Source organism: Pseudomonas sp. Leaf127, assembly GCF_001423155.1.
GTDB classification, from domain to species: Bacteria; Pseudomonadota; Gammaproteobacteria; order Pseudomonadales; family Pseudomonadaceae; genus Aquipseudomonas; species Aquipseudomonas ovata.
The window spans coordinates 1-15,878 of sequence record NZ_LMOA01000001.1 but is presented as its reverse complement, the minus strand read 5'-3'; the positions used below and the strand labels follow the sequence as shown (position 1 = coordinate 15,878).

The 15,878-nt window shown below is 52.4% G+C and carries 9 protein-coding genes and 2 pseudogenes; 3 read left to right on the top strand and 8 right to left on the bottom strand.

Annotated features, from left to right (window positions below):
* Positions 1 to 126: 126 nt before the first annotated feature.
* The 5 genes from ASF84_RS29555 to ASF84_RS28210 all read right to left on the bottom strand — a co-directional run bounded on the left by ASF84_RS29555 (position 127) and on the right by ASF84_RS28210 (position 5,133).
* Positions 127 to 396 carry a hypothetical protein gene (locus tag ASF84_RS29555; protein WP_016568976.1) on the bottom strand — a complete coding sequence of 90 codons (270 nt, stop codon included), beginning with the start codon at positions 394 to 396 and terminating at the stop codon, positions 127 to 129.
* A complete protein-coding gene (locus ASF84_RS00035; protein ID WP_056833968.1) occupies positions 393 to 1,373 on the bottom strand; it encodes an integrase domain-containing protein in 981 nt (326 codons plus the stop codon). Before ASF84_RS00035 ends, ASF84_RS29555 begins: the two co-directional genes overlap by 4 nt.
* Positions 1,357 to 1,710, bottom strand: a complete 354-nt coding sequence (locus ASF84_RS00030; RefSeq protein WP_056833967.1) for a hypothetical protein — start codon at positions 1,708 to 1,710, stop codon at positions 1,357 to 1,359. Before ASF84_RS00030 ends, ASF84_RS00035 begins: the two co-directional genes overlap by 17 nt.
* Entirely contained in the window at positions 1,697 to 3,103 is a 1,407-nt protein-coding gene (locus ASF84_RS00025; protein ID WP_056833965.1) for a YfjI family protein, read from the bottom strand. Before ASF84_RS00025 ends, ASF84_RS00030 begins: the two co-directional genes overlap by 14 nt.
* A gap of 1,727 nt (positions 3,104 to 4,830) precedes the next feature.
* A complete protein-coding gene (locus ASF84_RS28210) occupies positions 4,831 to 5,133 on the bottom strand; it encodes a hypothetical protein (protein ID WP_082481213.1) in 303 nt (100 codons plus the stop codon).
* A gap of 720 nt (positions 5,134 to 5,853) precedes the next feature.
* Between ASF84_RS28210 and ASF84_RS00020 the strand changes: the two genes are divergently transcribed.
* The 3 genes from ASF84_RS00020 to ASF84_RS28900 all read left to right on the top strand — a co-directional run bounded on the left by ASF84_RS00020 (position 5,854) and on the right by ASF84_RS28900 (position 11,518).
* Entirely contained in the window at positions 5,854 to 7,956 is a 2,103-nt protein-coding gene (locus ASF84_RS00020; protein ID WP_056833963.1) for a site-specific DNA-methyltransferase, read from the top strand.
* Between the two features lie 3 nt (positions 7,957 to 7,959).
* Positions 7,960 to 10,551, top strand: a complete 2,592-nt coding sequence (locus tag ASF84_RS00015) for a DEAD/DEAH box helicase (protein ID WP_056833961.1) — start codon at positions 7,960 to 7,962, stop codon at positions 10,549 to 10,551.
* Between the two features lie 139 nt (positions 10,552 to 10,690).
* Positions 10,691 to 11,518, top strand: a complete 828-nt coding sequence (locus ASF84_RS28900) for a hypothetical protein (protein ID WP_156684117.1) — start codon at positions 10,691 to 10,693, stop codon at positions 11,516 to 11,518.
* Positions 11,519 to 12,333: 815 nt separating this feature from the next.
* On the opposite strand, the gene ASF84_RS00010 is transcribed toward ASF84_RS28900, so the two are convergent.
* The 3 genes and pseudogenes from ASF84_RS00010 to ASF84_RS00005 form a co-directional block, all read right to left on the bottom strand.
* Positions 12,334 to 13,680, bottom strand: a complete 1,347-nt coding sequence (locus ASF84_RS00010; protein WP_056833959.1) for a phospholipase D family protein — start codon at positions 13,678 to 13,680, stop codon at positions 12,334 to 12,336.
* A gap of 107 nt (positions 13,681 to 13,787) precedes the next feature.
* Positions 13,788 to 13,952: pseudogene (locus tag ASF84_RS28205) on the bottom strand (transposase domain-containing protein); the annotation flags it as partial.
* 570 nt (positions 13,953 to 14,522) lie between these two features.
* A pseudogene (locus ASF84_RS00005) lies at positions 14,523 to 15,707 on the bottom strand (IS256 family transposase); the annotation flags it as partial.
* Positions 15,708 to 15,878 lie beyond the last annotated feature (171 nt).

Genomic DNA, 15,878 nt, shown 5'->3' with positions numbered 1-15,878 from the left:
CGTGTAGTAGGGTGAAAGGAGACGACAGTTGCCAGATCTCTGGTATGCCTGCGCTTTTTCAGCCAAGCCCCTGAGGATGGGAAGGCTCCGCATTCCCATCCTCAGGGGCTCACGTTTAAAGGTCTATCAGGCAACCACCGTTTTTGCTTTTCTACGGCGGATCAACCCTGCTGTTAACTCGTAGTAATAGATGGTAGCTGGAGCTGAGCATCGCAAATAGTGCTCCAGAAACCATCTCACGTGCTTTTCCCTCCAGGACCAGGGAGTCGCGCAACCCCAGCGTTCACGAATCACCTCGTGCATCCTTTCTGCTTGCCTGATGTGCCGCTGCTGCGTGGCATGTGCACCTTTGAGCACGGGGCGCAGAAACAACGCTATGTCGAACTCGGCCGTCATTGCCGGCCTCCGATGTAGGCACTCACCACATCGATGCGGTTATGTCCCAACTCGTGGCTGATCTGCTTACGGGCTCGCTGATCGAGTGCTCGATCCTCTTGATGAACACGACCACCATTAACGGGTGCAGGAAAGCCGATTAGTTGCTCATAGCGCTCACAGGCGTAAGCCGCCCGCAGCTCATGAAAGCCTTTCAATCCATGTTCATGCAGGAGGTCCCGTGCCGGTCGCACAACTGATTGCATAAACTCTTTGTAGCTCTCGTTGGGAGCCAACAGGTTCCGACTGCCGCGGGGTGAAGCCTCCCAGGCCCTATCCAAGGCGCCACGGATTTGATCAGTGACCGCGATCCAGCGCGGTGCTGACGCGCCTGATCGACCACCTTTGGTGCCGTCTTGGATGTTGATCTTGCCCAGTTGCCCGGCCTCACGTTGCAGTCGGGGCAGGTCAGCCAAGATCGCTTCACGCAGGCGCATACCAGTCTCCCGAGCCAGATGCACAATTGCGGTCACTCGTTGCTGACCTCGCTCTGACAGTGCGCGTGCGATCAACTCGATCTGAGCACGATCTTGGCCTTGCGGTGCCTCCCCGCGCACGTTTGAGCGCTGCATACCCAGCGCCTTGCTCGGACTGGGGATTTTGACGTACTGATCACCGCGCAGCGCAGCCATCGTTCGGTTCACACTTGACAGTCGGTTCTGCGCGGTGGCGATGCCGACGTTGCCCTGGTCAACCTGCTGCCTCACATAGGCAGCGTACCGCATGAGGATCTCGCGGTCGATCTGACGCGCGTCATTGAGCCTCGGCCCTTCCTCGGATCGACACCAATTCACGAAGGCCTGCCAGCGATCGCTATGGGCTTTGACGGTAGCAAAATGGCCGTTGCCAAACAGGTCTTTCAGTGCTTGCGGTCCAGCATAGCTAAGCTGGCGACCGAAGCCGAAATTGCGCCCCGCTCGCTTACCGACCCGAGCCATTTTTCTGTTCCTGATCGACTGCCGCGAGATCATGCAAAAGGGCTCGCCAGTGCGGACTTACAATCGCGAACTGAGCCCAATCAGTCGGACGAAAACACAGCGTGTTGTCAGTGACGTAGAGATGCACGCCCTGCTCTTTCAACAACTGAATGATGGCTGTCGTCGAGGTGATAGTTTTACTGGTGGTGGCGACACCGGCGACAGCGGCGACATCCCTAGCCCTGCCTGGCTTTGAGCGTGGCGACAAAGTGGCGACAGTAACGGCGACAAATTGCGCTTTCGGCTCCTTTTCGCGCTGAGCCAGATGGTTGCGCAGCGCTTCATCAAGATTGAACATGGCGCACCTCGAAGGTGTGGCCGTCGGTGATGAGCCACTGATGATCAATCAACTCGACCAACAGCTTGGCGGTATGACGACTGCTTTTACGGGCAAAACGGGGACCGTTGCGATTCAATTCACGAATACTGAAACGCTTCCAATCTTTGACCTGTAGCCATCGCAGCAACCGGTCCGCCTCTTCCTTTACCCGACACACTGGCTCCCGCTCAGTCAGGCGCTGGATCTCGGTGAGGTAGTAGCCGACTAAAGCGGAGGCCCGTTGGATATGGTCGACCTCCACGACGCTGCTCTCCTCCACAACCGCAAGAATGCCGGCGACGCGCAGCAGGTTATCGGCGGCCTTTGATCCGCTGGGCCGTACGCTGGCCAGTTCGCCAAACTCCCCCAACTGAGCTTCGATGGCATCATGCAAATCAATCCAGCGACGGCGTGCTAACGGACTTAGTGTCAGCGGTGATAGCCGCAAGGCGCCGTCAGCGGAAAGTGACCAAGGCTGATTAAACAGGGCCGAAAGACGGTGGTGATATCGCTTTAGGGCGGGGTCTTTGGACAAGTCGACAGACTGGTAACTGCGTTGTCCGGCCAGGCTGGTGGGCCAGGTGATGAGGCAGCGACCGAGAATGCCTTGCCCCTGCAGCAATGGGTCACTGAGTAACTGCATGGCTAGATACGGTTGCAGCATCAGGTGCAGGCTCAGGCGTCGGTCATATGCTCGTAGGCTTTCGCCTGCCATAGAGCGAGCACGATCAATCGGGCTACCGTCCCAGAGTGACGACAAGGTCGTGACCGCTTTCAAACGGTTGTCCCGACTCATGGTGGTGCTACCGAGGAACTGCCCTCCTTCGTCACAGAACAGGCCCATGCTCGGTAAGTCATGGCAGAGTCCTTTTATCAGGGCCTCGATAGTCGGATCCGTGGTGATCAGCCTAGGTGCAGAGGGCTCAGCTTCAAGCGGTACGCCGTTTGTGGGGTTGGGATCGCCAGGGTTGATACGCTGGGCCTGTCGCTGCGCGACACGGTACCGAGCGAGCTGTTCGCGGTAGCGCTGCCACTGCTCACGCTCCCATTGCCGTGCTGGGAGCAATGCACATCGATCCGCCGCCGTTTTACGATCCCCTGACGCGGCCACCGTGATCAGGTACAGCGACAGCGGATAATTTCTCCCATCGAGCTGTAAGCCCGCATGACCTTGAGTGGCCAGCGCCGAAGCAGCCAGCATCGATTGTGCAGCCAATGCCTGGGGCACCCCGATGACCTCGGCCATGCGTTCGACTGCAGGCCCAAGAATCCCACCCAGTGCCTGCACCGGATAAGGCTGGGCCACGGGATTCGACTCAATCAGTGGTAGAGGTGGTTGTGGTAGTTCAAGCTTCGGATCTAACTGCTGCATGCGCCCTCTCCTCGTTATTGCTGGTCGTCCTCACGTAGTCCCGCCACGGCTGTTGAGTGTTATCAGGGATCAAGGCCCCTGCGGCCTGTGAGGTGTTCACTGACGCGGAACGAACGGCTCCTTACGACCGGGAGCAAGGGCATGACCCATGAATCTGGCCTCCTTAGACGCATCCGACGATGCGGGCGGGTGGAGGTTGTGCCGACTGACGAGTTCGGCACCTAGAGATCCTGGGTGAGAGAAGGCCACAACATCGACACCTGGGGCATGCCTGACCGTCAGTCAGATGCAGCCTTTCCATAGGCTGCGGCACCGGTGCCTGTGTCGTTGCGGAAGGCGACGAATCGGATTTGTCAGGCCGATTGTCACGAGAAAGGTTGCGGCAATGCCTTGTACGACATGGCTTGCAGCAGTGGTACGAGCGCCCGTCTCTTTCCAAGAGAAAGAGACGGGCGCGGTCTGGCGCAGCGTAGAGTGCCAAGATGTGAGGTTGCTGCAATGCAGCGAGGAGGGTCTATCGTCTGCCGCAGTGGGCAGATAGGTCGAGTAGGCATCCATCACGCTAGAAGAGTGACCGTGCGAGCCGCCGGACGCTAATCGCACTTGGGGAAGAACCACCACACAAGGGGCGTAGCCTTGAAGGTTCTGGCTACCTGGGCAGGTGCTGTCAACGACAGCGGTCCGTGCGCCAATTGTTATACCCACTCGAATAGGTGGTCAAGCATCACGAGCAAAGCGGCCAATAAGTGGCGACTGTCGCCACTTTTGTCGCCATGCCCCAGCCTGCGCCCTGCATGGGTTGTCGCCGCCGTCGCCGGTGTCGCCACATCTCTAGCTGTAGCCCTACGACAACCTCGACTCTGACGCTGAAACTGCGTTCGACTCGATAGAAATCACGGGCAATTACTGACGGATTGACAATGGCGTCGCGCGAATTAAATTTGAAATAGGAGGCTGGAACAAGGTGACTTCGAGAACAATGAGTGAACCCTCCGACCGGCGCGATCAAAGATCGCTTGATCGGAGGGTTTGGCGGGAAAAGAAAAGTCCCAAGCGTAGACTAGACTCTCAGCATGAACTGGTTTGTCGGGACGCAGTATGTGCACGGAGATTGAGCAGCGTTTGCCGCAACGCCACGGAAACCGGCCTCAATACTTTCTAAAAGCCCCCAGGACAATGACACTTTAGGCTCTGCACCAGTGACCGCAATCTTGGCATGAAGAGTTTTCGAAGCACGTCTAAGCACATCGAACGCCACCCTTAATACTCGAAACGAACTCACTCTCCATGGGATTGGATCGCGGGCAAACCTTCATCAGGCGAGACAGAGACTCACTCACCTATCTATCGGTGAATGCGCTAAGCGGACAAGCCATTCAGTATCGAAACACCTCGACGTCAGGCACCGTCGCGTCATCGGCACCCCTACCACCCGGTCAACGTCCTGCGGAAAATGAGCAGTTTCGTTCGATTGCGTCGTTATGTCTTAGGCATGTGAGTAAGAAAATGAGAACTTACCCAAATAGTTGCAGATTGCGCCGACTGGTGAAGATAAGGAATGATACTAATCAAAGCATCCCAGCAGATATCTCAAAAAATCGCGACCACCTACACTACTACAAGCCCCCCACCGCAAATCAGGTCATCCAAACAAGCATATATACCTTAAACTACACGCCACCAAAAAGTCAAAACCTCCCTAATAAAACAATATAATTGCGCCCCCCTTAAAGCCAGTGCGGGGGAATAGATAAATTATAATTTTTAGAGATAACTTGCAGTACAGAGATCAGTTCGTCATGCCTAACTATACTATCTGACCCCCAATTAGCACGCTGCTGCAAAAGTGCCTTCAACTCCACCAAGCCGTACATATCAAGACGAAGGAAATTACCCCAGCTGGGAATACCAAATAAATTGTAGATAGTCACGGTTGCGTCACGCTCACTGGCTAAGCGTTTGTCCCCTACTAGCTTTTCTGCAGCATCCTCAGCATCGTCACGATCTTCATACGTGTTCAATAATTTCATGTTCGCATCAACCTCGATTAGAGCGACACCATACCAAAACGAGATTCACCAAAGCGAGCGCGCTGTCATCAGCGTTTCACCAACGCGCCAAGCTTACGACGACGGCAACACATCAAAGCCAAACCAAAGAACCACAAGGCTTACAAAGACAGGTGACCCTATTATCGTCCGTACCTAGCACACGGGAAACCTAAGCCTCATACAGCCTAAGCTGCAGTCATGAACCGTCGCACTTACCTCAGCTAAAAGCATTCGTTCGGCAAATTTATCCACTGGCAAGCAGGGGCACACTCCCTACCAGCCCCTCTAGCGGCTATGGAAGGAATTTGGGACGGTAACCAAGACATATCTGATGCAAATTTCGCTGAGCACGTTTAGCTATGGGGACCTTTTCTGATCTCAAACAGAAGCCTCGATTATACGGGCGCTGCTGGCCCGGCGCGACACAACGTGGGATGATTGGCCACATTTGGCAGCTGCAGTTCAGTTTCGGCTCGAAATTCAGTGCGATGAGATCGCGGTTGTACCTCAGGCAACATAACGCTCGCGAAGGAAGCGGGGTCTCAAATGAAGACCGTCAGCTTGAACAAATGGGTAAATGTCGCCTCTTGGTCTGCCGTGCTGCCCGAGGATTCGGGCGTCAGAGCGCGTCGCGGGAGCCTAGAATGGCTAAGCGCCACCAAAAAATTTTACCGCAATGAATAAGGATAAACGAACTCGATGTCTCGATTGACTGACCTCATCGCGCAGGTCAAGAAAAACGATGCACAGCTGGGCAACGATTTGGAACGCGAGTTCAATGGTCTGTCGTCACGCTTGCCGTTTGGCCTGAACTTCGAACGCCATAGTCCAGAGGCCGTGGAACTGCCTCGGCGCCCAGTGCGCAAAGGTGACAAGGTTCGGGTAATGCCTGATCGCCATACCTTGAGCGGTGGTGATTCGCGCCTATGGAGAGTTGCTCGTGTTATAGCCTCTGAGCAGGGTAAGCTTGCCGAACTGGAGCTCTTAGAGCCTAGTGGCATCCAAACCCAAATAGCTGACTTAAAGGATCTGGTGGTTGTAGCCCAGTTTCGCGACGCTATATATCCTGGGCTGCAGAGCACCGGTAAAGTTGAACGCGGTGGAGAAAAGCCATTCCACAGCGTAATCAACGGTGAAAATTACCACGTGCTCAAGGCGCTCACTTATACTCATAGTGGAAAAATTGACGCGATTTACATAGACCCACCTTATAATACCGGAGCAAAAGACTGGAAATATAATAATGATTACGTAGAAGGTGATGATCTCTATCGGCACAGTAAATGGCTAGCAATGATAGAGCGCCGTCTATTATTAGCAAAAAGTTTACTTAATCCTGCTAGTTCAGTGCTCATCATCACGATTGATGAAAAAGAGTACCTCCGACTGGGATTACTACTTGAGCAAATCTTCGAAGGCTGCCGCGTTCAAATGGTGAGTATCACTATTAGCCCTCGCAGTACCAGTCGCGCAAACGAATTTTCACGAGTCGACGAATACGCTTTCTTCGTTTTTATTGGAAATATTGAACTTGGAAGCGGCGAGCGTTCCGGCAATGATGCAGAGGTTCGATGGCTTTACCTTCGCCGTACTCAGAAAGCATTGATTCGTGGCTCACGCCCTCGGCAGTTTTATCCAGTATATGTCGATAGAGAAACTATGCGTATCGTACACATCGGAAATCCGATGTCGAATGATGATCATATCGATGATGTGCCTGTGGTCAACGGCGCCGTACCTGTATTTCCAATCGCTCCGGACGGAACTGCTCTCATCTGGGGTCTAACAGGTCCTAGTCTGCAGCAAGCTATAAACGGGGGCTACGTTAGAGTTACGCCCGGCAATGAACATCAGCCGTACACCATCGCCTACCTCTCTACAGAGGACATAAAGCGAGTGGAGCGAGGCGAATATAAAATCACAGGCACTCGACCAGATGGCTCAAAGATCGTTGTGATACCTGGTGGGAAGGCAGCACGCCCAAGTACAGTTTGGCGAGAGTCGAAACATGACGCCGGAGCGTATGGAACTAGTTTACTCCGGTCTCTTATACCTGGGCGCGCCTTCCCTTTCCCGAAATCACTATACGCAGTAGAAGACTCACTGCGTCTTTTTTTAGCTAACAAACCAAATGCCGTGATACTAGATTTTTTCGCAGGATCTGGCACCACAGTTCATGCCGTTATGCGTCTAAACCGCCAAGATGGCGGGCGTCGCCAATGTATCAGTATTACCAACAATGAAGTGGGAGCTAATGAGCAACAAGCACTTCGCCAGAAAGGCTTGCGCCCGGGAGACCCAGAGTGGGAGGCATTTGGGATCTGCGACTACGTGACTAAACCTCGAGTGGCCGCCGCAATTACCGGCAAAACGCCCAATGGAGAAATCATTCCCGGAGATTACAAATTTACAGATGAGTTCCCAATCGCCGAAGGTTTTGAAGAGAATGCAGAGTTCTTTACATTATCATACGAAACTCCTATATCGGTGAGCCATAACAGCGCGTTTTCGCGTATAGCGCCTCTTCTGTGGTTGCGTGCCGGCAGCCGCGGCCGCAGGGCTGACCGACTGCCTGATACGGGCTGGGTGGTGATGGATGCCTATGCTTTATTAGTGGACGTAGATAATGCGGCTGCGTTCTACGATGCAGTAGCAAAGGCTGAAGAGCTACGCGTTGCATATATAGTAACAAATGACGAGCGCCGCTTTCAATCTGTCACTCGCCATCTACCCAGCCATATCGAATCAGTAAGGCTATACGAGTCGTACCTGACAAACTTCAGCTTTATGAATGGGGAATAGAGCATGAAGTTTACGCTCAAAGATTATCAGATCGATGCAGTCCGTGACGCCTTAGCCAACTTAAAAAAGGCGCGCAGGCGTTGGCAGGAAGATGGCGACAAACACGCCTTCTCACTAACAGCTGTAACCGGTGCTGGTAAAACAGTCATGGCCGCAGCAGTTTTTGAAGCGCTATTTTTCGGTGAAGATGAATACAATTTTGATGCTGATCCTGGCGCAGTAGTCATCTGGTTTAGCGATGACCCAACGTTAAACGAACAAACTAGATTCCGATTGATGGAAGCCTCTGACCGGCTGAAACACACTGACTTGATAGTTGTGGACAATAGTTTCAATCGTATAAAATTTGAAGCTCGTAAAATTTATTTTCTAAACACCCAAAAACTCGGAAAAAACAGTCTGTTAGTACGAGGCTTTGAAGGAGACAATAGCGGAGGGCTTTTCCCTGAGACGCGGCCAGATCTGCGGTCCAATACTATTTGGGATACTATACGCAATACGGTCAACGAACCATCCCTGACTTTGTATTTAGTGCTCGATGAAGCTCATAGAGGAATGGGAAGCCCTACAAGAGCAGCGCAAAATGCTAAGAGCTCGATTGTATTGAGACTTATCAATGGCGTGCAAAACGTACCAAGCATACCTATTGTGTGGGGTATATCAGCAACGGTTGATCGCTTTAATAAAGCAATGGATGGAGCTATCGGTCGCAGCACCCTCCCTCACGTGTCGGTGGATGCGCAAAAAGTCCAAGAGTCCGGATTACTAAAGGACACGATTATTCTTGATATTCCAGATGAGGCCGGTAGGTTTGACACCGTAATTCTTAGACGGGCAGCTGATAAACTTAAGGAGTCATCACTTCAATGGGCGGCGTATGCCAAACAACAAGACGAAAAGTCTTCTGTTACGCCCCTGATGGTACTTCAGGTTCCAAATACTCCAGACCCTGATGATATTGGACAAGCTCTTACGACGATTTTCCGACAGTGGCCAGATGCACCTAGTGACTGTATCGCGCACGTCTTCGGCGAACATTCTACGCAGCAGTTTGGCCCCTATAGAGTGCCTTATGTATCCCCCGAGCTAGTCCAAGATGCAAGCTGGATAAGAGTGCTAATCGCCAAAGACGCGATCAGTACCGGCTGGGACTGTCCACGCGCTGAAGTGATGGTGTCTTTCCGCGCAGCCGTAGACCGCACACATATTACTCAGTTACTCGGCCGCATGGTGAGGACACCTCTTGCCCGTCGAATTCCGGGCAATGAACAATTAAATACGGTGCACTGCTTACTTCCTTTATTCGATGCAAAAACGGTAAGCGCTGTAGCAGATGCCTTAATGAACGGCGGCAGCGACGGAGTTGATCAACCTCCAACTGGTCGAATTCTCGTCAACCCGCGCAGGATGCGCCCCTCCGATCGAGTACCAGACTCGGTTTGGACAAAGTTTGAGTCATTGCCATCTCAGACTCGGCCTCAGAAAGGAGCAAGATCCCCTAAACGGCTGACTGCGTTAGCTCATGAGTTAGCATGGGACGGTCTGTTTCCAGATGCGGGTAAGAAAGCGCACGCGGAGCTACATAAAGTGCTGGATGGTGCGAGGGCGCGTTGGCAAGATGACATCGCCATCAGACGTGATGGAGTGATGAATGTTGAAGGGCTGTCGCTAGTTGCTGACCTGAAGGGTAATTCGAAGTCATTCAATCAGTTCTGGGAAGGCGCGGATATGGCGGTTATTGATGATGCCTTTCGGCGTGCAGCTCGTATTATCACGCCTGATATTGCACGCACGTACACTGAAGACCTCGCTCGAAAAAAAGCGGGGCCGGATGACACAGAAGCTTATCTTGAAGCTTTAGTGGACGCGCGAGTCGACATTGCTGCGCTGGGGTTACTACCCGATCTGTTAGCTTTTTTTGATGCTGAAGCAGAAAAGATTGCAAAGTCTTGGTTTACAAAATATCGAGTAGACATCAAGAGCCTCTCTCATGAACGACAAGAGGCATATCGTCAGGTAAAGGAGATGAGCAACGAGCCCCAGGATATAGATTTGGTCAGACCTGAGGCGAAAGATGAACCTACTACGGCAATCGAACAGGACAGCATTACTATCCTGCCTACGTATCGCGATCACTTGCTATGCGATGAAGCGGGAGATTACCCTGCAGAGTTCAATACATGGGAAAAATCTGTCATCAAAATTGAGCGCGCGCGCGCCGGATTCTCCTTTTGGTATCGAAACCCGCAGCAGCCTGGACAGTCATCACTAGGTGTAGCGTATAAAAATGGCGAACAGTATAAAATTGTGCGGCCAGACTTTATATTTTTTGTAAAACAAAAGGATGGCAGTTTTATCGCGGATTTGATAGACCCGCATAGCCATCATCTGAGTGATGCCCTACCAAAGTTGCAAGGTTTGGCGGAGTATGCTGCAGCACACCCAGACGCCTATCGTCGTATAGAGTGTATAACTGAGGTTGAAAATAAACTGAGATTACTTGACCTCACTAGAGCAGAAGTCAGATCAGCCATTGCAGAGGCTAATGACGTTATATCTCTATATCGGAGCGAGCTAGCAAGTGACTACTTATAGCAGTTTTTGTTAAAACATCACTGAGGCCACTAAAACGATCCAAAGACCAGACGCTATGCGGGATCGATGCAAGACAACACCCGCATAGCTAACTTTATATAGAGCACTTAGAAAATATCACATCACAGGAGATAGGCAAATGGACTATACGCCCTCAAGATACTCACAAATAACGGAAAAGCCCCAGAGAGACATACTTTCCCTAACTAGTACTGCACTAGTTAGAAATCTCAAAATCACAAACGCTAAAACCAATCAAGACTTGCTATTGTTATACTTCGAAGGATGCAACCTTCCTCTCTCAATACCTAAAAATCACGCTATGACCTTTGGCACAGAGCGTATCTCGGCCTTAGATTATTTTAAAAGAGTTCTAGAGCGTGGCGACCACATTGACGTCGTAGTAAGTTCAGTTTCTCAGAACTCGATCACGATTGAACTATTTTGGATACATATCCTATACATCGGACAACCGAGCGACGCTGGAAACTTCTCGCAGAAAGAAGACGGTCTATTCGCGCTACGTGCCAAAGCCGGTGAAAAGGCCGAGCGAGTTGTAGCGCAGGTTTTAGTAAGTCAAGGGCACTCGTTCGATACCAATGTACTCCAAACTCCTGGCCACTTTAAGATTATTTACGACAAATCAAAAAAAATACGGCGCCCGGATTTAACTTGCAGAACGTGCAACATCACTTTTGAAGTTAAAAAACGCAATAAAGATACGCATTTCAGAGTATCTCATAGCGAAGGAAGGAAATTCTCTTCTGAGAATAATAGTTATGGGTGGCATGCCTTTGTATTTCCGGATATGACTCCTCATTTTTTATCAAATACGACAATCGCGCGAGCAATTACAATCGGTCAGTTTACCCCAGGCAAAGACCGGTATGATTCGTGGGCTGACATCCACGGGGTCAGTGAAACAACTCCCCCACAATGCGCACCTGGCCTGAACTATTGTTCGTGAGAAACTTATCAACCTGCGATTCCGGCCGATCAACCCTAACCTACGTTTATGCAAAGAATAGACAAATGTACCGTCCGCCATCTTTGGCAGACGGTACCTTTAAAGATAAAGTGCTGACATGACAGGCGACTTATGCCGATTATAAGCTACCACATGTATTAATAGCGCATAACAAATAGCGTAATTTATATAGTTACAGAACTCTTTAATACGCCACCGCCATCTAAGCTAGCACGTATTAATAATCCCTATGGAGCATTGCATATCCTACAAAAAAGATTAAACGTCCACCAAGTCATATGAATAACGTCGCAAACCTGAGAAACAGGAACTCCAGTCAAAGTGGATCTCACTTGCTTCCGCAATTAGAGGAAACGAGGCATTACCCTGGCATCTGTACTCTCAAATTTAGTTACAGTAATATTGACTGACCGTAGATGAAGCCTGCCTCCCCACCCAGGCAAGGCAAGGCAAGGCACACCTTGGATCTGACGAAGTAGAATATCGCAACAAGCGGACTTCTAGCCCCGTCCAAATTTGCATTACCGCCTCCTCCCATAACTCCAAGACTGAAGACCACAGTGCGGAGTATTACGTGGGCGACTATCCGCCATGGCCCGTTCAACCTCGACTGACTTCTATACTAGACCTTGTCCCCCTCGAGACCATATTGGATGGGGCAATTAACTTCATAGAAACATCACTTCTCACTAGTGAGGGGAGTGTGATTTTGCATCAGATAATCCTAACCTTCGCAACTTTGAACCGCCAAACCATTAGCAGGCGTTAGTCGTCTGAAACATCTAATATAGGGCTCAATAGACCTTCACATCGTAGCCCAATGCTCTCAACGCCTTGCTGGTACGACCGTTGCGCGGTGGGACAACCTCCGGTCGGGCCCAGCCGATCACCTCGGCTAGCGAATTCAGACCGTAGCGTGGAATGCTGTGCTCCCAGTCGCGCCCAGCATGGTAAAGGCGCAACCAGATTTCACTATCTTGCCCTTCATAGAGCACGTGGTGGAGTAGTTTACGAACATCCCAGCCCTTGCGGTTGCGCTGACGCAGAATGAGTTCGGCAAAGGGCCGCACACGTGACTCCCTATCCAGCGTCTTCAGCTCAGGAAAGCCAAGCTCGGCGGTTGGCACTTTTATTATGTGCTCCATGGTGGCGTGGGTGTTGCGACACAGGACGGCGAATTCCTCACTAGATAGTTCGAGCACCTTGTCCTGCGCCAGCAACTCACGCACCGCCGGTGCACTCTCATAAAGCGCGTAGTCTTCGTACGATGGCGCTTCCGACAAAGACTTCCACCACCTCAGTTCAACCTCCAGTGCAGCCTGCGGGTTGGCCCGGTGGTGTTCGTGGAAGTCCTCGTATGGCTTGCGCTGGGCGTCGCCGACATGATTGTAATAGTAACCATGCAGAAATTGATCGACATGCCAAGCACTTGGGACATTGGCACTCACCCATTTGGGTCGGTAGTCACCCAGTTGTTGCTGGATGCCCTGCAGAATACCGAGCGTTTCTAACCATTCCTGCTTGAAATTGTCCTTGCGTCGGTCAAAGGCGGCCTTCTCTTGGACAAAGCTCGGACCTTCCCATTCGGGATGGGTGCGCTTCTTGCGTGACTCGTCGTAGAGGCCCTTGTTCCAGAAGTTGAAGCGCTCCATTTCAGCGATGTAATCCGCCGAAATAGGGATGGTCACTTCCAGTTCACGTAGGTAGTCGAATAGGTCTTCCAACTGGTTGTCCAAGCCATTGGCGAGCAACTCGTCCGCCGTCAGGAAAACTCCCGCTTCAATGTTTGTAAGCCACCCATTATCAGTATGGTTGGCCGAGCCAATATAGGCGCCGTAGCCTTTCCACCAAATAACCTTGGGGTGGAAGCGGTCGGGGACAAAGCGCGCAAATACATTGTTTTTCTGATGCTTGAACAGTCGCTTAAGCAGTTCTACCGAAACGGGAACGGTATGGTCGTAGCGCATCCATAGGTCCAGACGCAGCTTGTTATCGACGCAATGGCCGACCAGATCTTGGGTGATATCGGATGCACTACTGCCATAGGCCACGGCAGCCAACACGCCATCTATCTCGACCTCGGCCCCAGGTAGTAGGTCACGCAGATGTACCCCGTTAATTCGATTGGCGATCAGCTTCATGTCGACTCCTTTCAACGTATTGCATTGGACAATGCGCACACGACGCTACTATATCCGTTCAATCACAAATTGAACGGTAAGCGTCCGCCCAATTCACCTTGCGCAAGTCAGTCAGGTATCCACAGACGCGGCAACAACTGATCACTCTCACTTACTCGCTGCGTCCGCAGCCGCGTCAGCACGTCCTTGAGACAAGCATACGGGTCATGCCCATTGATGCGCGCTCAGTGGATCAGACTCATGATCGCTACCGCCCGTTTACCGCTGCTCAGCGGGGCAAATGAAATTACCGACGTACTGCCGCACAGGTGAATGCCTTTCTAGTGGAGCAACCTCTGAAGGGGCACCGTATCAAGATCTGCCTAGTCAGTCGCCCGAATTAAAGGCAATGACGCTAATCTGGACATAATAATTATCGAATTCACTGCTTTCGATGATCGCGAAGCCCACCTAATTTAGAGCCTTGGCAGACGTTCATCAGAGCGAGCCCCTTGATACTGGGATATCAAGCTCCTCGCGTTGGGGAGGGACAAATGCGGATCACCAATCAGCGAAACAGCACTTGGTATTCCAATTGGCATTCCAGAAAAAATATCAATCTAGTATTATTAATATAAATCAATAGCCTACAAACAAAATTCAGATTACCCCGGCTACCAAATCTCAAAAAAAACGATCGTGTCCCAGGAAGTGGTGTAACTCATCATGGCTCTGGCCACTGAGTTTGCCGTTTAGTTGATYACGGCCGACAGCTTGGCCTGCGGATTATCGCTGACTGCCTCGAAGGCCTCCAGTTGCATGTAGCGCCGTTGCAGGCACCACTCGTCGTTCTGTTCCACTACGGCCGACAGCTTGGCCTGCGGATTATCGCTGACTGCCTCGAAGGCCTCCAGTTGCATGTAGCGCCGTTGCAGGCACCACTCGTCGTTCTGTTCCAGCAGCATCGCCCCAACCAGCCGGGTAATCGCCGGATCGTTAGGGAAAATACCCACGACTTCGGTGCGGCGTTTGATCTCCGCGTTCAACCGTTCCAGCGGGTTGGTGCTGTGTAACTGCTGCCGGTGCGCCTTGGGAAAGGCCATGTGTGCCAACACCTCGTCCTCGCAGCCGTCCATCAGCGMCGCGATTTTCGGGTACTTTTCCCTCAGTTGATCGGCCACCAGCCGCCATTGCTGATGACATTCCCTGCGGCTGTCCTGGGCGAACACCGTGCGCAGCAGGGCGGCCACCATGGTGCGCTGGCCCTTGCCGACATGGGCCATGGCGTTGCGCATGAAGTGCACGCGACARCGCTGCCAGGTGGCATGGAAMACCTTGGATACAGCGGCCTTCAGCCCTTCGTGGGCATCGGAGATCACCAGCTTCACGCCGCGCAGGCCGCGTCGCATCAGGCTGCGCAAAAAGTCCGTCCAGAACGGCTCAGCCTCGGACGGACCGACCCGCATGCCCAGAATTTCCCGGCCCCCGTTGGTRTTCACAGCCACGGCGATTATGACGGCGACCGAGACGATACGCCCGGCCTCCCGCACCTTGACGTAGGTGGCGTCGATCCACAGGTAGGGCCAGTCGCCTTCCAGCGGGCGATCAAGGAAGGCGTGGACGCGCTCGTCGATCTCACCCGCCAGTCGCGACACCTGGCTCTTGGAGATGCCGGTCATGCCCATGGCCTTGACCAGYTCATCCACCGAACGCGTCGAGACGCCCTGGATATAGGCCTCCTGAATGACGGCAGCCATGGCCTTCTCGGCGGTGCGTCTGGGCTCAAGGAAACCCGGRAAATAGCTGCCCTGGCGCAGCTTGGGGATCTTGAGRTCGACATCGCCGGCACGGGTCTGCCAGAGGCGATCCCGGTAGCCGTTGCGGCTGTTTAGGCGGTCTGGACTTTTGACGTCGAAGCCGGCGCCGCACAGGCCTTCGACATCGAGGTCCATCATGCGCTGGGCAACGTACTGGATCATTTGCTTGAGCAGATCRGCGTCTGCCCCTTTCTCAACCAGCTCGGTCAATGCGATAGTGGGTTTGGTCATCGTGGTTTCTCTGGTGAAGGTTAAGTCCGCAAACTCAACATTAGCCAAGAACCACGATGACCCTCCTCTTTCGCCCACAGGGCGCCTTCGGCTGGTTCAGTTACACCACTTCACGATGACCCTCCTCTTTCGCCCACAGGGCGCCTTCGGCTGGTTCAGTTACACCACTTC

What these genes read in the sequence shown, in the direction of transcription:
- ASF84_RS29555 (WP_016568976.1), bottom strand. Translation starts at nt 396, where the DNA reads ATGACGGCCGAGTTCGACATAGCGTTGTTTCTGCGCCCCGTGCTCAAA.
- ASF84_RS00010 (WP_056833959.1), bottom strand. Translation starts at nt 13,680, where the DNA reads ATGAAGCTGATCGCCAATCGAATTAACGGGGTACATCTGCGTGACCTA.
- ASF84_RS00030 (WP_056833967.1), bottom strand. Translation starts at nt 1,710, where the DNA reads ATGTTCAATCTTGATGAAGCGCTGCGCAACCATCTGGCTCAGCGCGAA.
- ASF84_RS00035 (WP_056833968.1), bottom strand. Translation starts at nt 1,373, where the DNA reads ATGGCTCGGGTCGGTAAGCGAGCGGGGCGCAATTTCGGCTTCGGTCGC.
- ASF84_RS00015 (WP_056833961.1), top strand. Translation starts at nt 7,960, where the DNA reads ATGAAGTTTACGCTCAAAGATTATCAGATCGATGCAGTCCGTGACGCC.
- ASF84_RS00025 (WP_056833965.1), bottom strand. Translation starts at nt 3,103, where the DNA reads ATGCAGCAGTTAGATCCGAAGCTTGAACTACCACAACCACCTCTACCA.
- ASF84_RS00020 (WP_056833963.1), top strand. Translation starts at nt 5,854, where the DNA reads ATGTCTCGATTGACTGACCTCATCGCGCAGGTCAAGAAAAACGATGCA.
- ASF84_RS28900 (WP_156684117.1), top strand. Translation starts at nt 10,691, where the DNA reads ATGGACTATACGCCCTCAAGATACTCACAAATAACGGAAAAGCCCCAG.
- ASF84_RS28210 (WP_082481213.1), bottom strand. Translation starts at nt 5,133, where the DNA reads ATGAAATTATTGAACACGTATGAAGATCGTGACGATGCTGAGGATGCT.